Source organism: Escherichia sp. MOD1-EC5189 (genome assembly GCF_002966045.1).
In the GTDB taxonomy this organism is placed as follows: domain Bacteria; phylum Pseudomonadota; class Gammaproteobacteria; order Enterobacterales; family Enterobacteriaceae; genus Escherichia; species Escherichia coli_F.
The window spans coordinates 49,393-70,248 of sequence record NZ_PTRX01000001.1; the positions used below are offsets into that span (position 1 = coordinate 49,393).

The window sequence follows — 20,856 nt, forward strand, 5'->3', positions numbered from 1 at the left end:
AATTATGCGGCTTCAACTTTCCGCACTTTCTCCGGCAACTTTACCGGCTTCGTCGCCAGCTCTTCCGGATCAAAGTCATCAACGTTAATACTGCGCAGACGACTCTCTTCAGCTTTCACAAGAATAGCGGCTTCATCTTTATCAATCAGCCCCTTCGCCAGCGCGTTATGCGCCAGTTCATCCAGACGGGTAAACGGCAGGTTTTTACCCAGCTCTTTACAGATCCGCTGATGAATTGGGTCGGCGGCAATCACATCCACCAGCGCCTCTTCCAGTAAACCAACCGGGTTATGCTCGCTCGGCGTCAGGTACTGACCGCGACCAATACGTGAACGGGTGGCGTTAGGCACTTGTAAAATCTTCGCCACCTTATGATCCAGCTTGTCAGACGGTGCCAGATAATGGCGTCCGGTCGGGAAGATCACCACATTCAGCAGCCCGGCAACCACGCGGTTCGGGAAGTTTTGCAGTAAATCATCCATCGCCTGTTCAGCCTGATACAGCGCATCCTGTACGCCCCAATGCACCAGCGGCAGGTCGGCTTCATTACGGCCTTCGTCGTCATAACGCTTCAGAACGGCAGAGGCGAGGTAAAGCTGACTTAAAATATCACCCAGACGTGCCGAGATGCGTTCGCGACGTTTCAGGCTGCCACCCAGCACCGCCATCGAGACATCAGAAAGCAGGGCGAGGTTGGCGCTCAGGCGGTTCAGGTGCTGATAATAACGTTTAGTGGCATCGCCGGTTGGTGTGCTGCTGGTTAAACCGCGCGTCAGGCCCAGCCAGAAGCTGCGAACTTTGTTACTGCCGACGTGGCCGATATGTTTGAATAGCAGTTTATCGAACGCGTTAACGTCATTGTTCTTCGCCGCTTCCATCTCTTCCAGCACGTACGGATGGCAACGAATCGCTCCCTGACCGAAGATCATCATGCTGCGGGTCAGAATGTTAGCCCCTTCAACGGTGATGGCAATCGGTGCGCCCTGGTAAGCTCGTGCCAGGAAGTTGCTCTGACCAAGCATAATGCCTTTACCCCCGGTGATATCCATCGCATCAATAATCGACTGCTGCCCACGGTGGGTACAGTGATACTTAACGATAGCCGACAGCACGGCAGGTTTTTCACCGAGCATAATGCCGTAGGTAATCAGCGATGCCGCAGCATCCATCACGTAGGCATTACCGGCAATACGCGCCAGCGGCTCTTCAATCCCTTCCATCTTACCGATAGAGATTTTGAACTGACGGCGAATGTGCGCATACGCGCCCGTTGCCAGCGCCACCGACTTCACGCCGCCGGTTGAGTTGGAAGGTAGGGTGATGCCGCGCCCCACGGAGAGACACTCCACCAGCATCCGCCAGCCTTGCCCGGCCATTTTTGGTCCGCCGATAATGTAGTCGATCGGTACGAAGACATCTTTGCCGCGCGTCGGCCCGTTCTGGAACGGTACGTTCAGCGGGAAGTGTCGACGACCAATTTCCACGCCTGGCGTGGTGGTCGGGATAAGTGCACAGGTAATGCCTAAATCTTCTGCGCCACCCAGCAGTTTTTCCGGGTCGGAAAGTTTAAACGCCAGCCCAAGCACGGTCGCAATTGGCGCGAGCGTAATGTAGCGTTTGTTCCAGGTCAGTCGCATCCCCAGCACCTGCTGGCCCTGCCACTCGCCCATGCAGACAATCCCGGTATCCGGAATCGCGCCCGCATCGGAACCCGCTTCCGGGCTGGTCAGTGCAAAGCAAGGGATCTCCTGACCACGCGCCAGACGCGGCAGATAGTGATCTTTCTGCTCATCAGTGCCGTAATGTTGCAGCAGCTCGCCCGGGCCTAATGAGTTCGGCACACCGACGGTAATCGCCAGGATCCCGCTCACGCCGGAGAGTTTTTGCAGCACACGAGACTGGGCATAAGCCGAGAACTCCAGTCCGCCGTACTCTTTTTTGATAATCATCGCGAAGAAACGATGCTCTTTAAGGTACGCCCACAACTCCGGCGGCAGATCCGCCAGCTCATGAGTAATCTGGAAATCATTCGCCATCCGGCAGGCTTCTTCTACCGGGCCGTCGAGAAACGCTTGCTCTTCTGCGGTCAGGCGCGGCTGCGGATAGTTATGCAGCTTTTTCCAGTCCGGCTTACCCTGGAACAAGTCGCCTTCCCACCAGGTGGTGCCTGCATCAATCGCTTCTTTTTCAGTGCGTGACATCGGTGGCATCACCTTACGGAATCCACGAAATACCGGCGCAGAAATCATCGACTTACGCATAGGCGCAAAGTTAAACGGTACGAGGATAATGGCCAGAGGCACCAGTACCCACGCCGACCACAGACCAGCGACGCCGAGGGCGGCTGTCCAGGCGAGCAAAATCAGACTGCTGATAAATAAGCTCACGCGGTGATAGAACAACGCGCCGAGCAGGACAACCGTAGCGAGAATACTCAAAATCATCATAACGAAAAGCCCCTTACTTGTAGGAGGTCTGACCACTTGTGATGATATGGTTGTAGTGGATGTAAAAACATTTAGCAATGTGTTTACAATACAATTACAACAAAGCTCACATTGTTGCTGTTTTTATCCGCACTTCAGGTCAAAAAGTCCTGGTCATCGCACCTGCCCGTACTTCTCGCTTTTGGCGGTATCCGGTACACTGCATTTTGTCTATTACATTTATGCTGAAGGATATCCTCATGTACCAGGATCTTATTCGTAACGAACTGAACGAAGCGGCGGAAACGCTGGCTAACTTTTTAAAAGATGACGCCAATATTCACGCCATTCAGCGCGCGGCGGTCCTGTTAGCAGATAGCTTTAAAGCCGGAGGTAAGGTGCTTTCCTGCGGTAATGGCGGTTCCCATTGCGACGCCATGCACTTTGCCGAAGAGTTGACCGGTCGCTACCGTGAAAACCGTCCGGGCTACCCGGCGATTGCCATTTCTGACGTTAGTCATATTTCCTGCGTCGGTAACGATTTTGGTTTCAATGATATTTTCTCCCGTTACGTTGAAGCGGTAGGTCGCGAAGGCGATGTACTGCTGGGGATCTCCACCTCCGGTAACTCTGCAAACGTGATCAAAGCGATCGCGGCGGCGCGTGAGAAGGGGATGAAAGTGATCACCCTGACCGGTAAAGACGGCGGTAAAATGGCTGGCACAGCGGATATCGAAATTCGCGTACCGCACTTTGGTTATGCCGACCGCATTCAGGAGATCCACATTAAAGTGATCCATATCCTGATCCAGTTAATTGAAAAAGAGATGGTTAAGTAAGTCTGGCGTAGGCTGGATAAGGCGTTTACGCCGCATCCGGCACTTGTGCGCTGATGCCTGATGCGACGCTGACGCGTCTTATCATGCCTACAAATCTGTACCCGAACCGTAGGCCGAATAATGCGTTCACGCCGCATCCGACCTGAAAATTCTTAAATCAATCTTCGCCGGGGGCCATGCGCTCCCGCTGTTGTGGAGGTTACCCATGTGCGAATTGCTCGGGATGAGCGCTAACGTCCCTACCGATATCTGCTTTAGTTTCACCGGTCTGGTGCAGCGTGGTGGTGGAACCGGGCCACATAAAGATGGCTGGGGCATTACCTTTTACGAAGGTAAAGGCTGTCGCACATTTAAAGATCCGCAACCCAGCTTTAATTCCCCTATCGCCAAACTGGTCCAGGACTATCCAATCAAATCCTGCTCGGTAATTGCTCATATTCGCCAGGCGAATCGGGGCGAGGTGGCACTGGAAAATACTCATCCGTTTACCCGCGAGTTATGGGGACGCAACTGGACTTATGCCCATAACGGGCAACTGACGGGGTACAAGTCACTGGAAACCGGCAACTTCCGCCCGGTAGGTGAAACCGACAGCGAAAAAGCCTTTTGCTGGCTGCTGCATAAATTAACGCAGCGTTACCCACGCACACCGGGCAACATGGCGGCAGTGTTTAAATATATCGCCTCACTGGCGGATGAACTGCGGCAGAAGGGCGTTTTCAACATGCTACTTTCGGACGGACGCTATGTAATGGCGTATTGCTCGACCAATCTGCACTGGATCACCCGCCGCGCGCCGTTTGGCGTGGCAACGTTGCTGGATCAGGATGTGGAAATCGACTTCAGCTCGCAGACCACACCGAATGATGTGGTCACGGTGATTGCGACACAGCCGCTGACGGGCAATGAAACCTGGCAAAAGATTATGCCAGGCGAATGGCGCTTATTTTGCCTCGGGGAGCGTGTAGTTTGATGCCAGCTGTGGCTGCACCACTTCATGGCTCAACGGCTTGCTGACGACGTAACGGCCATTGACCACAGAAACGGTCGGTGGCTTACGGGTCTGTTCAAAGTAGTCGTAGCCCGGCTTCAGTTGCTCCCAGAAGTCCTTAAAGTTGGAATATTTATGGCGCTGCATGTTGGCGTCGGTCATGCGGAACGGGTAAATACTCACTTGCACGCTTGGCTGACCAAATACCAGCGCACCAGTAACGAACTGGAAGATCTCATCAATACCCTGATTGGTCATCGCGTAGCAGCCGATGGATACACAATCGCCGTGGATCATCAGGTATTTCCCTTCATAACCATGCGCACGGTCATAAGCATTGGGGAATCCAATATTAATCGCTTTGTAGTAACGGCTGTCTGGTTTTAACTGATTACGCTGGACGCTATAAAACCCTTCCGGGCTTTTGAAATCGCCCTGACGCTGTTTAGGCCCTAAGCCGCCGGAATATTTACAGATTTTATAACTATCGAGCAGTTGATATTGCTCACCCATTTTGACGTAGAGATCGAGGGTGCGCTCTTCCTTGAAGATCTGGATGTAGACAGGGGAGCCCATCAACTGCTGCTTATACTCTTTGCTCACTGGCGTGGTCGAGCTACTGCTGCCCAGCAAACCGGCAAACGAAACGCACGGGATCAACAACATCGCAAGAATTAATGCGATTTTACGCATACTGCTTATTCCTTGATAAAACGGTTACACACGCCAGGACGGCAAAATGGATCCCAAATCGGAATAGTCTGGATTTGGAAGGCTCACATTATCACCAAAAGAGTTTTACGCAAGCCTGTCGGCGCAGGGTTTACAAATTTCATCGGAAGCGGGCTTTACCCAAATAGCGCCGCGTGAGTTCCAGTTCTCTCAAATCGTAAAAGTTTATCGGTAAGTTTGTAAATCAGGATCCAGTCCGGTTCAACATGAGCATCGCGATAACCTTTCCATGAACCTTGCAGCGGGTGGTCTTTATAAACAGCTGGAAGTGGTAAAGTATTATTGATAAGAAGCGTCATAAGATATTTCAATTTATTCATATCCTTATGACGCTTTTGTGCAAGTTTTACATCCTTTGAAAATTGTCCCGAGTATTCAATATCCCTTTGAATCATATTTAAATTCCTAATTGATCAAATAAATCATCGGCGTCTTTGGCCTTATGAACATCAACGCCAGCTTCGCTGTTTTTAATTGATTGAATGGTTAATTGATTAGGCTCGCGTAAATCAAACGGCAATGCCTTTTCACGCGCGACTTTTGTGAGGGTTATGCGAACCAGGTCAGAGATGGTCAGCCCCATCCCGGCCAGTACGTCCGCCGCCTGATTCTTCAGATCTTCATCGATTCGGGCGCGAACAAACGCGTTAGCAGCCATTGGGGTATCTCCTGTGCTGTATATTTATTCAGCTTGAATTGTAGCTCAAATGAGCAACAACGACAATCCATGAGTAATTTAATAAACGGATGTTTTTACATAATTAACTGAAATATATTTATTAATTTTATAATAATGGTTTATTAAGTTTGTTCAGGTACGGGCCGGGATACACTGCAACATCAATGCATGACCAGCCATTATTGAGAATGTCTTTGCCGTCGATTCCCTCTTTTGTGTTGTCGGGATTATTGTTGCTTTGCTTGCCGTTTTCTTCATTTGCCAGCGCCACCGCATCACATATCTCTTTCAGCTACGCCGCCCGCCAGCGGATGCAAAACCGTACGCGATTGCTAAAGCGATACCACGCGCATCTGAAAAAACAGGCCAGCTACATTGTGGAAGGCGATGCACAAAGCAGAAGGGCGCTGCGCCAGCACAACCGGGAGCAGATAAAACAGCATCCTGAGTGGTTCCCTGCACCGTTGAAGTTGAGCGATAAACATTGGCAGGCGCTGGCGGAAAACAACCATTTCTTAAGCAGCGACCATCTGCATAACATCACCGAAGTAGCGATTCACCGTCTGGAGCAGCAGCTTGGTAAGCCTTACGTTTGGGGAGGTACGCGGCCTGATAAAGGCTTCGACTGCAGCGGGTTAGTTTTTTATGCCTACAACAAGATCCTCGAGACGAAACTCCCGCGCACGGCCAATGAGATGTACCACTACCGCCGGGCAACGATTGTGGCGAACAACGACCTGCGCCGGGGCGATTTGCTGTTTTTCCATATCCACAGCCGCGAGATTGCCGATCATATGGGCGTGTATCTGGGAGACGGTCAGTTTATCGAGTCGCCGCGCACCGGGGAAACCATTCGGGTAAGTCGGTTAGCTGAACCTTTCTGGCAGGATCATTTTTTAGGCGCGCGGCGGATTTTGACGGAAGAGACGATTTTGTAAATGGGTAATATTGACGAACTGGCAACAGGTCGGATGCCACGCGGCATCCGACCTGTTTACATCTGGGCTGAAAACTCACGTTCTAAGACATCAATAATGAGCTGGTTTTTTGAAATGGAATGTTGTCTGGCGACGATGGTCAGCCGCGAATCGATGTGATGCGGCACACGAAGCGTCAGGCGTTTTTGCTCTTCTTCTTCACGAAAAGGGGCAATACCGTCCTCTTCACAATCCGCCATCCACTCATCCAGAGCGCTTTCGCCTTCACGATATAATGCCTCAATACTTGTGGCTACAAAGTCACAATAACCGTTTACATTGAGGAACTTGCCGCGAAATGCGTTGATATCGGCTTCAAATGTCACTGCGGCTGGTTGACCTTTAATTGTGATAATGTTCGATGCTTTATTCATAATCTACCCCTACACAGTTAACAAACCACTCCTTAAGACCTGCTACTGCGCCTTTATCCATCACATTCTTTGGATGCGGCTCATGTGTGCTGAATTTGGTCGTTCCAATCTGAAATTTTCGTCTGGAGCCGTTGTTATTTTTTATTGATCCACCCACCGCTTTAATGAGAGCAACAACATCATCCCATTTAATTCCAGATTTTGGCGGCTCCGTCATTACATCGTCGAATGTTTTTCTATGACGAGAGCCTAGCGCGCTGACCTTAATCATACTATCAATCCATGACGTCATTGTATGGTGTCATCGTAGTCTCTTTGCAGTGTGACGTCAATTAATGGTGTCAGGTGCTGCAAAGTATGGAAAAGAATCCTCAATCAACTCAACGCCCCCATAATCTTCAACTCCAGCTCGTCCGGCACTTCGTTATACGACAGCACATGCAACCCCGGCGCAAACAACTTCGCATAACGCGCCAGCAAAGGGCGCAACTGCGGCGGCACCAGCAGCACCGGGTCTTTACCTGCGGCTTTCATCTGCTCCTTCACCTGCGGCATCGTGCTCTGGAACTGGTTGAGCATATTCGGGTCCACCGGCACGCTATCGAGCATCACTTTGCCAGCCTGTTGCGCCTGATTCACCACGTTGGTCAGCAGATTTTCCAGCTCATTATTCAGCGTATACACCGTCAGCTCCTGCTTGCGAACGAACGGATGGGTAATGCTGCGCCGCAGTGCCAGGCGCACATCGGCCGCCAGCAGAATATGATCTTTGGTGACGGTACTACTGGCGACCAGCACGGTGGCGATGGTGACGATATCGCGCAGGGAAACGCCTTCGGTCAGCAGCGCCCGGTACACTTTCAGCAACTGGCTGTAATTCAGCGCCGCACTCAAATCCTCTGCCAGGCGCGGTGCCATCGACGACAAACGGTTATGCAGCTGAGTAATATCGTCATAGTTAAACAAATCAGGAATATAGCTGCGCACAATCTTATTCACATGTGTGGCAATTACGCTGGCACTGTCGATCACCTGATACCCCATATCCAGCGCCTTCGCCTTCTGCGCGGGCTGAATCCAGGTCACCGGCATCCCGTACGCCGGGTCGTTCCCCAGCACGCCGTCAATCTCGCCGTAGGTTTCGCTGGAGGGCAGGGCCATCAGTTTATCCGCCGGAATATCCGCTTCATCAGCCTTAATGCCGTTGATGAAAATGGCGTACTGACTGGGCTTGAGGCGGAAGTTTTCGCGAATGCGGATCTCCGGCAGCAGCACGCCGTTGCCGTCGGAAATCACCTGCCGCACGCCGCGAATCCGCTGGGTGAGCGGGTTACCCTGCGCTTTGTCCACCAGCGCCACCAGCTTGTAACCGAGGCTTAAACTGATGGGCTCGATCAGCGGAATGGTTTCCCAACTGACCTGTTGATCGCTGGTTTCAGTGATGGTGCGGGTCAGCGTTTCGAGGCTTTTCTCTTCCGCCTCCGCCGCCTGCGGGCGTTTGCTCATTCGCCAGCCGGTAAAACCAAGCAGGGCGCTGAACATCAGGAACGGGAAGTGCGGCATTCCCGGCACCACCGCCAGCACGAACATAATCCCGGTGGCGGTGTAGAGCACCGACGGGCTTGCCAGCAACTGGTGGCGCACGTCATGGGCAATATCGCCGTTGTCGCTGACGCGGGTGACGATAATCGCCGCCGCGGTGGAAAGCAGCAGGGACGGGATCTGCGCCACCAGGCCGTCGCCGATGGTCATCAGCACATATTGCTGGAAGGCGGCATCGGCGCTCAGGTTGTATTTGAAGATCCCGATACAAACGCCGCCAATCAGGTTGATCGCCAGAATCATCATCCCGGCGATGGCATCCCCGCGCACAAACTTCGATGCCCCGTCCATCGCGCCGTAGAAATCGGCCTCGCTGGCAACATCTTTGCGGTGGGTCTGCGCCTGCGCCTGGTTGATCAACCCGGCGTTAAGATCGGCGTCAATCGCCATTTGCTTGCCGGGCATCGCGTCCAGGGTAAAGCGGGCAGAAACCTCGGAAATACGCTCAGCCCCTTTGGTGACGACAATAAAGTTGATAGTGAACAGCGTCAGTAAATCCGAGCGTGAAAGCATTATCGCCGCGCTGCACGGGCAGTCGATTTTCAATGGCGGCGGGCTGTCGCCGTTAAATAAAATCAGCCCGACGCATCCGCTGAAACCTGCCACCGTGGCGGTGCCGGAAGAGACGGAGAAAAAAGCGCGCGACGTCAACGAGAAAACGGCGCTACTGAAGAAGAAGTCCGCCACTGAGCTTGGCGAGCTGGCGACCAGTATCAACACCATCGCCCGCGATGCGCATATGGAAGCCAATCTGGAGATGGAGATTGTCCCGCAGGGATTACGCGTGCTGATTAAAGATGACCAGAACCGCAATATGTTTGAACGCGGCAGCGCGAAGATTATGCCGTTCTTTAAAACGCTGCTGGTGGAGCTCGCGCCGGTATTCGACTCGCTCGACAACAAAATTATTATTACCGGGCATACCGATGCGATGGCCTATAAAAGCAATATTTACAACAACTGGAACCTTTCGGGTGACCGCGCGCTTTCGGCTCGTCGGGTGCTGGAAGAGGCCGGGATGCCGGAAGATAAAGTGATGCAGGTGAGCGCAATGGCGGACCAGATGTTGCTGGACGCGAAAAATCCGCAAAGTGCGGGTAACCGGCGCATTGAGATTATGGTGCTCACCAAAAGCGCGTCCGATACGTTGTATCAATATTTTGGTCAGCATGGGGATAAGGTGGTGCAGCCGTTGGTGAAAAAGCTGGATAAGCAGCAGGTGCTTTCGCACCGAACGCGTTAAATGCTGAATCTTTACGCATTTCTCAAACTCTGAAATCACTGTATACTTTACCAGTATTGAGAGGTGAGCAATGCGTAAAATCATTCATGTGGATATGGACTGCTTTTTCGCCGCGGTGGAGATGCGCGACAATCCCGCCCTGCGCGATATCCCTATTGCTATTGGCGGCAGCCGCGAACGCCGGGGGGTGATCAGCACCGCCAATTATCCCGCGCGTAAATTTGGCGTGCGTAGCGCAATGCCAACCGGCATGGCGCTCAAACTGTGTCCGCATCTCACCTTGCTTCCAGGGCGCTTTGACGCCTACAAAGAAGCGTCAAATCATATCCGCGAAATCTTCTCTCGCTACACATCGCGTATTGAGCCGCTGTCGCTGGATGAAGCTTATCTCGACGTCACCGACAGCGTACATTGCCACGGTTCTGCGACCCTTATCGCTCAGGAAATCCGCCAGACGATCTTCAACGAGCTGCAACTGACGGCGTCTGCGGGCGTTGCGCCGGTCAAGTTTCTCGCCAAAATCGCCTCAGACATGAATAAACCCAACGGTCAGTTTGTGATTACGCCGGCGGACGTTCCGGCATTTCTGCAAACCTTACCGCTGGCAAAAATTCCCGGTGTCGGCAAAGTCTCGGCGGCAAAACTGGAAGCGATGGGGCTGCGGACCTGCGGCGATGTACAAAAGTGTGATCTGGTGACGTTGCTTAAACGCTTTGGCAAATTTGGCCGCATTTTATGGGAGCGTAGTCAGGGGATTGACGAGCGCGACGTTAACAGCGAAAGGTTGCGAAAATCCGTTGGTGTGGAACGCACGATGGCGGAAGATATTCATCACTGGTCTGAATGTGAAGCGATTATCGAGCGGCTTTACCCTGAACTGGAGCGTCGTCTGGCAAAGGTAAAACCTGATTTACTGATTGCCCGCCAGGGGGTGAAATTAAAGTTCGACGATTTTCAGCAAACCACTCAGGAACACGTCTGGCCGCGGCTGAATAAAGCTGACTTGATCGCCACTGCGCGTAAAACCTGGGATGAACGCCGTGGCGGGCGGGGTGTGCGACTGGTGGGGCTGCATGTGACGTTGCTGGATCCGCAAATGGAAAGACAACTGGTGCTGGGATTATGAATAATATACAAATAAGGAACTATCAGCCTGGCGATTTTCAGCAACTATGCGCTATTTTTATTAGAGCGGTTACGATGACCGCCAGTCAGCATTATTCACCACAACAAATTGCCGCCTGGGCGCAGATTGATGAACATCGATGGAAAGAGAAACTCGCGAAATCACAAGTGCGGGTTGCTGTGATTAATGCACAACCGGTTGGTTTTATTTCCCGCATTGAACATTATATCGATATGTTATTTGTTGACCCTGAATATACTCGCCGTGGGGTTGCCAGCGCTTTGTTAAAACCTTTGATTAAGTCTGAATCCGAACTTACGGTGGACGCCAGCATAACCGCAAAACCCTTTTTTAAACGTTATGGTTTTCAGACAGTTAAGCAGCAGCGCGTTGAATGCCAGGGAGCGTGGTTTACTAATTTTCATATGCGATATAAACCGCAACACTAAATCCAGCTTGCAATGAAAATAACGCCCGCCTAGTATGTGCGCGTTTTCTTATTCCACAAACTGCAAGGAGGTAAATCATGAAAAATCCTTTATCAATGACTCTTTGCAGACCTTTCCAGGATTAATTCTTTTTTTCTTGCCCTGGATTCGTCTGCCATTTCCTGATTTTTATATTTATATACTCTAAATAATTCGAGTTGCAGGAAGGCGACAAGCGAGTGAATCCCCAGGAGCTTACTAAAGTAAGTGACTGGGGTGAACGAACGCAGTCGCAGTACATGCAACTTGAAGTATGACGAGTATAAATGGAATGATACATGGGCAAATATATTCGTCCCTTATCCGATGCGGTATTTACCATCGCATCTGATGACCTGTGGATCGAGAGTTCAGCGATCCAACAATTACACATCACGGCAAATTTACCCAACATGCAGCGCGTAGTGGGGATGCCAGATTTACACCCCGGACGCGGCTATCCGATTGGCGCAGCGTTCTTCTCCGTAGGCCGTTTTTACCCGGCACTGGTCGGCAATGATATCGGCTGCGGTATGGCGCTATGGCAAACAGATATTCTCGCGCGTAAATACAACGCCGATAAGTTTGAAAAGCGATTATCTGCGCTGGATGACGTTGCTGAAGAAAGCTGGCTGGAGGAAAACCTGCCGTCAGCGTTTGCACAGCATCCGTGGCGCTGCGCGCTTGGCTCTATCGGTGGCGGTAACCACTTTGCAGAACTGCAACAAGTTGATCAAATCATCGACGCGGAACTGTTTGCACTGTCAGGTCTGGATGCGCAGCATCTGCAACTGCTGGTCCATAGCGGCTCGCGTGGTTTAGGGCAGTCTATTTTACAGCGGCATATTGCCTCGTTTTCGCATCATGGTTTGCCTGAAGGCAGTGACGACGCGCTACAGTATATAGCGGAACATGACGATGCACTGGCGTTTGCGCGTACTAATCGCCAGCTGATCGCTTTGCGCATAATGCAACAAGTTAAGGCCAACGGAAATTCGGTTCTGGATGTGGCGCATAACTTTGTTAGCGCATGTCGAATCGGCGATCAACAAGGATGGTTACACCGTAAAGGTGCCACACCGGATGACAACGGTCTGGTGATTATTCCCGGTTCACGCGGTGATTACTCCTGGCTGGTTCAGCCCGTCAGGAGTGAGGAAACATTGCATTCGCTGGCGCATGGGGCAGGGCGTAAATGGGGGCGCACCGAGTGTAAAGGGCGTCTGGCAGCGAAATACACAGCGACGCAGCTCTCACGTACTGAACTTGGCAGCCGGGTAATTTGTCGCGATAAACAACTCATCTTTGAAGAAGCGCCACAAGCTTATAAATCGGCTGAAAGCGTGGTGCAATGTCTGGTGCAGGCTGGGTTAATTATTCCTGTCGCGCGACTGCGTCCGGTGCTAACGCTCAAAAACAGTGGAGGGAAAAAAGGATGATCTTGCTGCAACTCTCCTCAGCTCAGGGGCCGGAAGAATGTTGTCTCGCAGTGAAAAAGGCACTGGACAGGCTGATTAAAGAAGCTGCCCGACAAGACGTCGCGGTAACGGTGCTGGAAACAGAAACGGGTCGCTACTCTGACACACTGCGTTCGGCGTTGGTTTCACTTGATGGCGACAACGCATGGGCACTAAGCGAAAGCTGGTGTGGCACTATCCAGTGGATTTGTCCGAGTCCGTATCGCCCTCATCATGGGCGCAAAAACTGGTTTCTGGGCATTGGGCGTTTTACTGCAGATGAGCAGGAGCAATCCGATGCGATCCATTATGAGACGCTGCGTTCGTCGGGGCCGGGCGGTCAACATGTCAATAAAACCGACTCGGCTGTGCGCGCCACGCATCTGGCATCCGGTATTAGTGTGAAGGTTCAGTCAGAGCGCAGTCAGCATGCTAACAAGCGACTGGCGCGATTACTGATTGCCTGGAAGCTGGAACAACAGCAACAGGAAAATAGTGCGGCGCTGAAATCGCAGCGGCGAATGTTCCATCACCAGATTGAACGTGGCAACCCGCGACGGACGTTTACAGGGATGGCTTTTATCGCTGTGTAATTGAGGAATGTCACCCGCCGTTTTCTTCGTGAAAGCGGCGGGCAAAAATGAAAGGATTCGTCATGTTTATCGGTCATCTTCCGGCTGGATATTTAATAACTTGTACTTTAGTGAAACGCCTACCGCTGATTTCTCGTCATGCGCGGTGGGCGATGGTTATTGGCTTAGTCGGGGCCGTTGCACCCGATTTTGATCTCTTCTGGTGTTATCTGGTGGATAACGGGCAACGACATCATCATCTTTACCCGTCTCATTGGCCATTATTATGGTTTGCTCTGCTGGCGGCGACATTAGTCTGGGCCGCAATTGCGAAGAATAAACTTCCGGCGTGGTTGGGCGTGGTGTTTTGCCTGAATAGTATCGCGCATTTATTACTCGATACGCTGGTCGGTGATATCTGGTGGTTGATGCCTTTCGTTAACCAGCCATTTGCATTCTTTCATATTACAGCGGTACATCATCCGTGGTGGCTCAATTTTTTATTACACTGGTCTTTTTTACTGGAACTGGCATTAGTAGCTGCCGCCATTGCCATGTGGTGCAGGCGTAATGCTAAAATGGTAAATGTAAAACGCGTGAAAAAATGATTCTGACTTTAAGCGGCGTAACATGTTTCCTGGGGAAATTCTCCCGTGGCTAAGTATGTTTTCCTGACTTTGCCCCAGGCTCTGAACATATAAAAATTCTGCTTTTCACCCTTAAGTTCTTTCACGGATTCCAGCGCAAAACTTTCTTTGGTGATCAGAAATTCTCCCCATGAAATATGGTCGCAGCTATATAAATATGCGACCTTTTCATGAGTTTCATAATGTTTTGTTATTTCGATATAGATAGCCATTGGCTTCAAACAGTAGTCCACGCCCGCAGGCGTGGACATTATTGTAATTACTTCGCCGGAATTTCTTTCAGCAGTTCAGTCAGTAGTGTCCAGTAATGACCTACGCTTTCGATGTGAACCTGCTCATCCGGAGAGTGCGGACCGGTGATGGTTGGCCCGATAGAAACCATGTCCATTTCCGGATACGGTTTTTTGAACAGACCACATTCCAGGCCCGCGTGAATAATCTGGATGTTCGGCGTCTTGTTGAACAGGCGCTGATAGGTTTCACGTACCAGATGCATCACCGGAGAATTAGCGTCCGGCTGCCAGCCAGGATATGCGCCTTTCGCTTCGGTTTTCGCGCCAGCCAGTTTACCCAGCGAATCCAGCATGCTCACCACGTAGTCTTTACCGCTGTCGATCAGAGAACGGATCAGACAGTGAATTTCTACGTTGTTGTCGGTCATGGTCACGACACCGACGTTCAGGGAGGTTTCAACCACACCTTTTGCCACGTCGGAGTTGCGGATCACACCGTTCGGGGTGGCGTTCAGCAGACGAATAAAGGTATCGCGAGATTTCGCAATCAGGGCAGCTTTATCGTTCGCAACAGAGTCCAGCAACAAGGCCAGATTTTTCTCTTTCTCTGCCAGCTCGTTTTTCAGGATCTCCTGATAGGTATTCACCAGAGATTTCAGGGCGTCGACTTTATCAGCTGCGACAGCAATCGTCGCAAAGGCTTCACGCGGGATGGCGTTACGCAGTGTGCCACCGTTGAAATCGATAAGGCGCAGGTCCAGTTCTTCTGCATGTCCCGCCAGGAAGCGCACCAGCAGTTTGTTGGCATTACCCAGGCCAACGTGGATTTCACCGCCGGAGTGACCGCCTTTCAGACCTTTTAAGGTTAACTTGAAGGTTTCAAAACCAGCCGGAACGGCTTCACGATCTAAATGCAGGTTGGAGGTGAAGTCGATACCCCCAGCACAACCCATGTAGATTTCACCTTCTTCTTCGGAGTCGGTGTTAATCAGAATGTCAGCCTGCAACCAGTTGCTCTGTAAGCCGAACGCCCCGTCCATACCGGCTTCTTCGGTCATGGTTAGCAGCACTTCCAGCGGGCCGTGAACCACGTTTTCGTCAGCCAGAACCGCCAGTGCAGAGGCCATACCAATGCCGTTATCCGCGCCCAGCGTGGTACCGCGCGCTTTAACCCATTCGCCATCAATATAAGGCTGGATAGGATCTTTAGTGAAATCGTGCACGGTATCGTTATTTTTCTGCGGCACCATATCGAGGTGGGCCTGCAAGACGACTGGTTTACGATTTTCCATACCTGCGGTAGCAGGTTTACGAATCAGGATATTACCCACCTGATCGCGTTCGACATGGAAACCTTTCTCTTTTGCCCAACCAACAATGTATTCAGCAAGTTGCTCTTCATGATAGGACGGGTGAGGAATAGAACAGATTTTGGCAAAAATATCCCACAGCGGCTGTGGAGATAATTGAGACAGTTCAGACACGTTAAGTCTCCTTGTCGATCACCCGCAAAACAGTATTGCAGGTCACAGGGTTAGCAGAAAATGTTGTCAACACAAGACAGGCTTGCGAGATATGTTTGAGAATACCACTTTATCCCGCGTCAGGGAGAGGCTGTGCGTAAAAAGACGCGGACTCATGTGAAATACTGGTTTTTAGTGCGTCAGATCTCTATAATCTCGCGCAACCTATTTTCCCCTCGAACACTTTTTAAGCCGTAGATAAACAGGCTGGGACACTTCACATGAGCGAAAAATACATCGTCACCTGGGACATGTTGCAGATCCATGCACGTAAACTCGCAAGCCGACTGATGCCTTCTGAACAATGGAAAGGCATTATTGCCGTAAGCCGTGGCGGTCTGGTACCGGGTGCGTTACTGGCGCGTGAACTGGGTATTCGTCATGTCGATACCGTTTGTATTTCCAGCTACGATCACGACAACCAGCGCGAGCTTAAAGTGCTGAAACGCGCAGAAGGCGATGGCGAAGGCTTCATCGTTATTGATGATCTGGTGGATACCGGCGGTACTGCGGTTGCGATTCGTGAAATGTATCCAAAAGCGCACTTTGTCACCATCTTCGCTAAACCGGCAGGTCGTCCGCTGGTTGATGATTATGTTGTTGATATCCCACAAGATACCTGGATTGAACAACCGTGGGATATGGGCGTCGTATTCGTCCCGCCAATCTCCGGTCGCTAATCTTTTCAACGCCTGGCACTGCCGGGCGTTGTTCTTTTTAACTTCAGGCAGGTTACAATAGTTTCCAGTAAGTATTCTGGAGGCTGCATCCATGACACAGGCAAACCTGAGCGAAACCCTGTTCAAACCCCGCTTTAAACATCCTGAAACCTCGACGCTAGTCCGCCGCTTTAATCACGGCGCACAACCGCCTGTGCAGTCGGCCCTTGATGGTAAAACCATCCCCCACTGGTATCGCATGATAAACCGTCTGATGTGGATCTGGCGCGGCATTGACCCACGTGAAATCCTCGACGTTCAGGCGCGTATTGTGATGAGCGATGCTGAACGTACCGACGATGATTTATACGATACGGTGATTGGCTACCGCGGCGGCAACTGGATTTATGAGTGGGCCACCCAGGCGATGGTGTGGCAACAAAAAGCCTGTGCGGAAGAAGATCCACAACTCAGTGGTCGTCACTGGCTGCATGCGGCCACGTTATACAACATTGCCGCCTATCCTCATCTGAAAGGGGATGACCTGGCCGAGCAAGCGCAGGCTTTGTCAAACCGTGCCTATGAAGAGGCCGCCCAACGTCTGCCGGGCACGATGCGGCAGATGGAGTTTACCGTACCAGGCGGTGCGCCCATCACCGGCTTTTTGCATATGCCGAAAGGCGATGGCCCGTTCCCGACGGTATTAATGTGTGGTGGTCTGGATGCGATGCAGACGGATTATTACAGTCTGTATGAACGTTATTTTGCCCCGCGCGGCATTGCGATGCTGACTATTGATATGCCGTCGGTGGGCTTTTCTTCAAAATGGAAGCTCACCCAGGACTCCAGCCTGTTGCATCAGCACGTCTTAAAGGCGCTGCCTAACGTCCCGTGGGTGGATCACACCCGTGTCGCGGCCTTTGGTTTCCGTTTTGGCGCTAACGTTGCTGTGCGTCTGGCATATCTTGAATCGCCGCGTCTGAAAGCGGTTGCCTGTCTTGGTCCGGTAGTTCATACCCTGTTGAGTGATTTTAAGTGCCAGCAACAGGTGCCGGAAATGTATCTTGACGTTCTGGCGAGTCGTTTGGGGATGCATGATGCTTCCGATGAAGCGTTGCGTGTGGAACTGAATCGTTATTCATTAAAAGTGCAAGGATTGCTGGGCCGTCGCTGCCCAACGCCAATGTTATCAGGCTACTGGAAGAACGATCCGTTCAGCCCGGAAGAGGACTCACGCTTAATCACCTCATCATCTGCTGATGGTAAATTGTTAGAGATTCCATTTAATCCGGTGTATCGGAATTTTGACAAAGGTCTTCAGGAAATCACGAGCTGGATCGAAAAACGATTGTGTTAAAAATTTGCTAAATTTTACCAGTTTGGTAAAACAGGTGCATCACAACAGGAGATCGCAATGACGTTACCGAGTGGACACCCGAAGAGCAGATTGATCAAAAAATTTACCGCACTAGGCCCCTATATTCGTGAAGGTAAGTGCGAAGATAATCGATTCTTTTTCGATTGTCTGGCTGTATGCGTCAACGTGAAACCAGCGCCGGAAGTGCGTGAGTTCTGGGGTTGGTGGATGGAGCTTGAAGCGCAGGAATCCCGTTTTACTTACAGCTACCAGTTTGGTCTGTTCGATAAAGCAGGCGACTGGAAGAACGTTCCGGTAAAAGATGCCGAAGTGGTTGAGCGACTGGAACATACCCTGCGTGAGTTTCATGAGAAGCTGCGTGAACTGCTGACGACACTGAATCTGAAGCTGGAACCGGCGGATGATTTTCGTGATGAACCGGTGAAGTTAACCGCGTGAGTGAAAAGTGCCGGATGCGCCGCATCCGGCAATCTCCATTAAAACTGATAGGTCATCCCAACCGCGACAATATCATCATTATTAATATTTAATTTGTTATCGCTGTCCAGTTGGTTGATTTTATAATCAACAAACGCTGACATATTTTTGTTGAAATAATATGTAGCACCGACATCAATATAATTGACCAGATCCTCATCACCGATGCCCTCAATATCTTTCCCTTTCGATAAGACATAACCCAGCGATGGACGCAGGCCAAAGTCGAATTGGTATTGAGCGACTGCTTCAAAGTTCTGCGTCTTATTGGCAAAGCCGCCAGAGATTGGCGTCATTTTACGCGTTTCAGAATAGAAAGTTGCCAGGTAAATATTATTGGCATCGTATTTCAGGCCTGTTGCCCATGCTTCTGCACGCTTGCCCGTGCCACGGCTTTGCAGGTTCTGCTCGTTGGTGCGATCGGAGTTGGTATAGGCCCCACTAATGGCAAAATCGCTGCCGCCAAAGTCATATGTCAATGACGTGCCGAAGCCATCACCGTTTTGCTTTTTAACGTCGCGGTTTTCGTTTTTTCCTTGATATTGCAGGGTTAAGTTCAGACCATCGATAACGCCGAAGAAGTCGGTGTTCCGATACGTTGCCAGACCGCTGGCGCGTTTGGTCATAAAGTTGTCGGTCTGCGCGGAGGAATCGCCGCCGAATTCCGGGAACATATCGGTCCAGGCTTCCACGTCATACAGCGCCCCCAGGTTACGACCATAGTCGAAAGAACCCAAATCTTTATATTTCAACCCGGCAAAGGCAAGACGCGTTTTTTGCTGAGCAGTATCACTCTCTGCTTTATTTCCGGCAAACTCTGCTTCCCAGCGACCATAACCGGTCAGTTGATCGTTAATTTGTGTTTCGCCTTTAAAACCAAAACGGATATAACTTTGGTCGCCATCTTTACTGTCATTATCGCTCATATAATGCATGGCTTTAACTTTGCCATAGATATCCAGTTTATTACCGTCTTTGTTATATATTTCTGCGGCCTGTACGGATGCCGATGCCACAATGCCCATCACCACTAATGCCAGAGTGCTCTTTTTCATTTTCATTCCTGATTTTAATTAACGCGCGAATATTCAGCGGGAGAGCCCCGTTGAAAACAGGAAAGTTTTTAACCTGAGATTGTTAAAGATATATTACAGATTAATGATATTCTTAAAATGTGGTAATTTATTAAATCTGTAATAAAAGCGTAAACAACTGCCGCTACGCTTGCTGATCCCGCGCAACAAAACGCCATGCTTTGCTTGCAGATGGTTGGCAACCGGCGACAGTCCTGCTAAAACGTTCGTTTGATATCATTTTCCCTAAAATTGAATGGCAGAGAATCATGAGTGACAGCCAGACGCTGGTGGTAAAACTCGGCACCAGTGTGCTAACAGGCGGATCGCGCCGCCTGAACCGTGCCCATATCGTTGAACTTGTTCGCCAGTGTGCGCAGCTACATGCCGCCGGGCATCGGATTGTAATTGTGACGTCGGGGGCGATTGCCGCCGGACGTGAGCACCTGGGTTACCCGGAACTGCCAGCGACTATCGCCTCGAAACAACTTCTGGCGGCGGTAGGGCAGAGTCGACTGATTCAACTGTGGGAACAGCTGTTTTCGATTTATGGTATTCACGTCGGACAGATGCTGCTAACTCGTGCTGATATGGAGGACCGTGAACGCTTCCTGAACGCCCGCGACACCTTGCGTGCACTGCTCGATAACAACATCGTTCCGGTAATCAATGAGAACGATGCTGTCGCAACTGCAGAGATTAAAGTCGGCGATAACGATAACCTTTCGGCTCTGGCGGCGATTCTGGCAGGTGCCGATAAACTGTTGTTGCTGACCGATCAAAAAGGTTTGTATACCGCTGACCCGCGTAGCAATCCGCAGGCAGAACTGATTAAAGATGTGTACGGCATTGATGACGCACTGCGCGCGATTGCTGGTGACAGCGTTTCAGGTCTTGGAACCGGCGGCATGAGCACTAAATTGCAGGCCGCTGACGTGGCTTGCCGTGCGGGTATCGACACCATTATTGCCGCGGGCAGTAAGCCGGGTGTCATTGGTGATGTGATGGAAGGTATTTCCGTCGGTACGCTGTTCCATGCTCAGGCGACTCCGCTTGAAAACCGCAAACGTTGGATTTTCGGTGCGCCGCCTGCGGGTGAAATCACGGTAGATGAAGGGGCAACCGCCGCCATTCTTGAACGCGGCAGCTCCCTGTTGCCGAAAGGCATTAAAAGCGTAACCGGCAACTTCTCGCGTGGTGAAGTCATTCGCATTTGCAACCTCGAAGGTCGCGATATCGCCCACGGCGTCAGTCGTTACAACAGCGATGCATTACGCCGTATTGCCGGACACCACTCGCAAGAAATTGATGCAATACTGGGATATGAATACGGCCCGGTTGCCGTTCACCGTGATGACATGATTACCCGTTAAGGAGCAGG

General features: G+C 51.1%; 22 protein-coding genes and 1 pseudogene. 13 read left to right on the top strand and 10 right to left on the bottom strand.

Translation table 11 applies throughout. The features are described from left to right. Window positions 1–2: 2 nt before the first annotated feature. Entirely contained in the window at window positions 3–2,447 is a 2,445-nt protein-coding gene (gene fadE / locus ATB02_RS00260) for an acyl-CoA dehydrogenase FadE (RefSeq protein WP_000973081.1), read from the bottom strand. Between the two features lie 239 nt (window positions 2,448–2,686). Between fadE and lpcA the strand changes: the two genes are divergently transcribed. Together lpcA and ATB02_RS00270 are read left to right on the top strand one after the other, a co-directional pair. Next, window positions 2,687–3,265, top strand: coding sequence for a D-sedoheptulose 7-phosphate isomerase (gene lpcA, locus ATB02_RS00265; RefSeq protein WP_000284050.1), 579 nt, complete (start codon window positions 2,687–2,689; stop codon window positions 3,263–3,265). A 205-nt stretch (window positions 3,266–3,470) separates the two neighbouring features. After that, a complete protein-coding gene (locus tag ATB02_RS00270) occupies window positions 3,471–4,238 on the top strand; it encodes a class II glutamine amidotransferase (protein WP_001355142.1) in 768 nt (255 codons plus the stop codon). Here ATB02_RS00270 and dpaA read toward each other — a convergent pair. The 3 genes from dpaA to dinJ all read right to left on the bottom strand — a co-directional run bounded on the left by dpaA (window position 4,209) and on the right by dinJ (window position 5,646). Further along, entirely contained in the window at window positions 4,209–4,949 is a 741-nt protein-coding gene (gene dpaA, locus ATB02_RS00275) for a peptidoglycan meso-diaminopimelic acid protein amidase (protein ID WP_001225681.1), read from the bottom strand. The two genes, ATB02_RS00270 and dpaA, sit on opposite strands and share 30 nt — an antisense overlap. A gap of 155 nt (window positions 4,950–5,104) precedes the next feature. Further along, window positions 5,105–5,383, bottom strand: coding sequence for a type II toxin-antitoxin system mRNA interferase toxin YafQ (yafQ, locus tag ATB02_RS00280; RefSeq protein ID WP_000615979.1), 279 nt, complete (start codon window positions 5,381–5,383; stop codon window positions 5,105–5,107). A 2-nt stretch (window positions 5,384–5,385) separates the two neighbouring features. Then, complete coding sequence (gene dinJ / locus ATB02_RS00285) at window positions 5,386–5,646, bottom strand: type II toxin-antitoxin system antitoxin DinJ (protein ID WP_032183287.1); 261 nt, start codon at window positions 5,644–5,646, stop codon at window positions 5,386–5,388. Window positions 5,647–5,855: 209 nt separating this feature from the next. On the opposite strand from dinJ, the gene ATB02_RS00290 reads away from it, so the two are divergent. Next, window positions 5,856–6,605 (top strand): NlpC/P60 family protein, encoded by a 750-nt coding sequence (locus ATB02_RS00290; protein WP_105270900.1) that lies wholly within the window; start codon window positions 5,856–5,858, stop codon window positions 6,603–6,605. Between the two features lie 56 nt (window positions 6,606–6,661). Here ATB02_RS00290 and ATB02_RS00295 read toward each other — a convergent pair whose 3' ends face one another. The 3 genes and pseudogenes from ATB02_RS00295 to ATB02_RS00305 all read right to left on the bottom strand — a co-directional run. Next, window positions 6,662–7,018, bottom strand: a complete 357-nt coding sequence (locus ATB02_RS00295) for a type II toxin-antitoxin system HicB family antitoxin (protein ID WP_001030482.1) — start codon at window positions 7,016–7,018, stop codon at window positions 6,662–6,664. Continuing rightward, on the bottom strand, window positions 7,011–7,289 hold the full coding sequence (locus ATB02_RS00300) for a type II toxin-antitoxin system HicA family toxin (protein ID WP_000598759.1): 279 nt from the start codon (window positions 7,287–7,289) through the stop codon (window positions 7,011–7,013). Before ATB02_RS00300 ends, ATB02_RS00295 begins: the two co-directional genes overlap by 8 nt. Before the next feature lie 104 nt (window positions 7,290–7,393). Next, a pseudogene (locus tag ATB02_RS00305) lies at window positions 7,394–9,112 on the bottom strand (flagellar biosynthesis protein FlhA); the annotation flags it as partial. Between ATB02_RS00305 and lafU the strand changes: the two are divergent. From lafU to ATB02_RS00340, 6 genes are all read left to right on the top strand, one after another. Next, on the top strand, window positions 9,078–9,863 hold the full coding sequence (gene lafU / locus ATB02_RS00310; RefSeq protein WP_105270981.1) for a putative lateral flagellar export/assembly protein LafU: 786 nt from the start codon (window positions 9,078–9,080) through the stop codon (window positions 9,861–9,863). The pseudogene ATB02_RS00305 and the gene lafU sit on opposite strands and share 35 nt — an antisense overlap. Window positions 9,864–9,933: 70 nt before the next feature. Next, a complete protein-coding gene (gene dinB / locus ATB02_RS00315; RefSeq protein WP_105270901.1) occupies window positions 9,934–10,989 on the top strand; it encodes a DNA polymerase IV in 1,056 nt (351 codons plus the stop codon). Continuing rightward, window positions 10,986–11,438, top strand: coding sequence for a GNAT family N-acetyltransferase (locus ATB02_RS00320; protein WP_105270902.1), 453 nt, complete (start codon window positions 10,986–10,988; stop codon window positions 11,436–11,438). The genes dinB and ATB02_RS00320 overlap by 4 nt, the downstream gene beginning before the upstream one ends. 317 nt (window positions 11,439–11,755) lie before the next feature. Continuing rightward, complete coding sequence (locus tag ATB02_RS00330; protein WP_105270903.1) at window positions 11,756–12,895, top strand: RNA ligase RtcB family protein; 1,140 nt, start codon at window positions 11,756–11,758, stop codon at window positions 12,893–12,895. Then, complete coding sequence (gene prfH / locus ATB02_RS00335; RefSeq protein WP_039021149.1) at window positions 12,892–13,506, top strand: peptide chain release factor H; 615 nt, start codon at window positions 12,892–12,894, stop codon at window positions 13,504–13,506. Before ATB02_RS00330 ends, prfH begins: the two co-directional genes overlap by 4 nt. Window positions 13,507–13,568: 62 nt before the next feature. Next, window positions 13,569–14,093 (top strand): metal-dependent hydrolase, encoded by a 525-nt coding sequence (locus ATB02_RS00340; RefSeq protein ID WP_000469798.1) that lies wholly within the window; start codon window positions 13,569–13,571, stop codon window positions 14,091–14,093. Between the two features lie 8 nt (window positions 14,094–14,101). Here the strand turns inward: ATB02_RS00340 and ATB02_RS00345 are convergent, their stop codons facing one another. Together ATB02_RS00345 and pepD are read right to left on the bottom strand one after the other, a co-directional pair. Then, on the bottom strand, window positions 14,102–14,383 hold the full coding sequence (locus ATB02_RS00345) for a hypothetical protein (protein WP_000106440.1): 282 nt from the start codon (window positions 14,381–14,383) through the stop codon (window positions 14,102–14,104). Between the two features lie 8 nt (window positions 14,384–14,391). Continuing rightward, on the bottom strand, window positions 14,392–15,849 hold the full coding sequence (gene pepD / locus ATB02_RS00350; protein WP_001293009.1) for a cytosol nonspecific dipeptidase: 1,458 nt from the start codon (window positions 15,847–15,849) through the stop codon (window positions 14,392–14,394). A 260-nt stretch (window positions 15,850–16,109) separates the two neighbouring features. Between pepD and gpt the strand changes: the two genes are divergently transcribed. The 3 genes from gpt to crl all read left to right on the top strand — a co-directional run bounded on the left by gpt (window position 16,110) and on the right by crl (window position 18,363). Continuing rightward, on the top strand, window positions 16,110–16,568 hold the full coding sequence (gene gpt / locus ATB02_RS00355; RefSeq protein ID WP_001291990.1) for a xanthine phosphoribosyltransferase: 459 nt from the start codon (window positions 16,110–16,112) through the stop codon (window positions 16,566–16,568). Between the two features lie 91 nt (window positions 16,569–16,659). After that, complete coding sequence (gene frsA, locus ATB02_RS00360; RefSeq protein ID WP_000189544.1) at window positions 16,660–17,904, top strand: esterase FrsA; 1,245 nt, start codon at window positions 16,660–16,662, stop codon at window positions 17,902–17,904. A gap of 57 nt (window positions 17,905–17,961) precedes the next feature. Beyond that, entirely contained in the window at window positions 17,962–18,363 is a 402-nt protein-coding gene (crl, locus tag ATB02_RS00365; RefSeq protein WP_000174675.1) for a sigma factor-binding protein Crl, read from the top strand. 38 nt (window positions 18,364–18,401) lie between these two features. Here the strand turns inward: crl and phoE are convergent, their stop codons facing one another. Continuing rightward, window positions 18,402–19,457, bottom strand: coding sequence for a phosphoporin PhoE (phoE, locus tag ATB02_RS00370; protein ID WP_000749856.1), 1,056 nt, complete (start codon window positions 19,455–19,457; stop codon window positions 18,402–18,404). 287 nt (window positions 19,458–19,744) lie between these two features. Here phoE and proB point away from each other — a divergent pair, with 287 nt between their 5' ends. Continuing rightward, the gene (proB, locus tag ATB02_RS00375) at window positions 19,745–20,848 is read left to right on the top strand and encodes a glutamate 5-kinase (protein ID WP_001285288.1); all 1,104 of its coding nucleotides are present in this window, start codon (window positions 19,745–19,747) and stop codon (window positions 20,846–20,848) included. The last annotated feature ends 8 nt before the right edge of the window (window positions 20,849–20,856 follow it).

Bases quoted from the DNA above. Each gene is read 5' to 3' on its own strand.
- fadE (WP_000973081.1), bottom strand. From the start codon at position 2,447: ATGATGATTTTGAGTATTCTCGCTACGGTTGTCCTGCTCGGCGCGTTG.
- lpcA (WP_000284050.1), top strand. From the start codon at position 2,687: ATGTACCAGGATCTTATTCGTAACGAACTGAACGAAGCGGCGGAAACG.
- ATB02_RS00270 (WP_001355142.1), top strand. From the start codon at position 3,471: ATGTGCGAATTGCTCGGGATGAGCGCTAACGTCCCTACCGATATCTGC.
- dpaA (WP_001225681.1), bottom strand. From the start codon at position 4,949: ATGCGTAAAATCGCATTAATTCTTGCGATGTTGTTGATCCCGTGCGTT.
- yafQ (WP_000615979.1), bottom strand. From the start codon at position 5,383: ATGATTCAAAGGGATATTGAATACTCGGGACAATTTTCAAAGGATGTA.
- dinJ (WP_032183287.1), bottom strand. From the start codon at position 5,646: ATGGCTGCTAACGCGTTTGTTCGCGCCCGAATCGATGAAGATCTGAAG.
- ATB02_RS00290 (WP_105270900.1), top strand. From the start codon at position 5,856: ATGTCTTTGCCGTCGATTCCCTCTTTTGTGTTGTCGGGATTATTGTTG.
- ATB02_RS00295 (WP_001030482.1), bottom strand. From the start codon at position 7,018: ATGAATAAAGCATCGAACATTATCACAATTAAAGGTCAACCAGCCGCA.
- ATB02_RS00300 (WP_000598759.1), bottom strand. From the start codon at position 7,289: ATGATTAAGGTCAGCGCGCTAGGCTCTCGTCATAGAAAAACATTCGAC.
- dinB (WP_105270901.1), top strand. From the start codon at position 9,934: ATGCGTAAAATCATTCATGTGGATATGGACTGCTTTTTCGCCGCGGTG.
- ATB02_RS00320 (WP_105270902.1), top strand. From the start codon at position 10,986: ATGAATAATATACAAATAAGGAACTATCAGCCTGGCGATTTTCAGCAA.
- ATB02_RS00330 (WP_105270903.1), top strand. From the start codon at position 11,756: ATGGGCAAATATATTCGTCCCTTATCCGATGCGGTATTTACCATCGCA.
- prfH (WP_039021149.1), top strand. From the start codon at position 12,892: ATGATCTTGCTGCAACTCTCCTCAGCTCAGGGGCCGGAAGAATGTTGT.
- ATB02_RS00340 (WP_000469798.1), top strand. From the start codon at position 13,569: ATGTTTATCGGTCATCTTCCGGCTGGATATTTAATAACTTGTACTTTA.
- ATB02_RS00345 (WP_000106440.1), bottom strand. From the start codon at position 14,383: ATGTCCACGCCTGCGGGCGTGGACTACTGTTTGAAGCCAATGGCTATC.
- gpt (WP_001291990.1), top strand. From the start codon at position 16,110: ATGAGCGAAAAATACATCGTCACCTGGGACATGTTGCAGATCCATGCA.
- frsA (WP_000189544.1), top strand. From the start codon at position 16,660: ATGACACAGGCAAACCTGAGCGAAACCCTGTTCAAACCCCGCTTTAAA.
- crl (WP_000174675.1), top strand. From the start codon at position 17,962: ATGACGTTACCGAGTGGACACCCGAAGAGCAGATTGATCAAAAAATTT.
- phoE (WP_000749856.1), bottom strand. From the start codon at position 19,457: ATGAAAAAGAGCACTCTGGCATTAGTGGTGATGGGCATTGTGGCATCG.
- proB (WP_001285288.1), top strand. From the start codon at position 19,745: ATGAGTGACAGCCAGACGCTGGTGGTAAAACTCGGCACCAGTGTGCTA.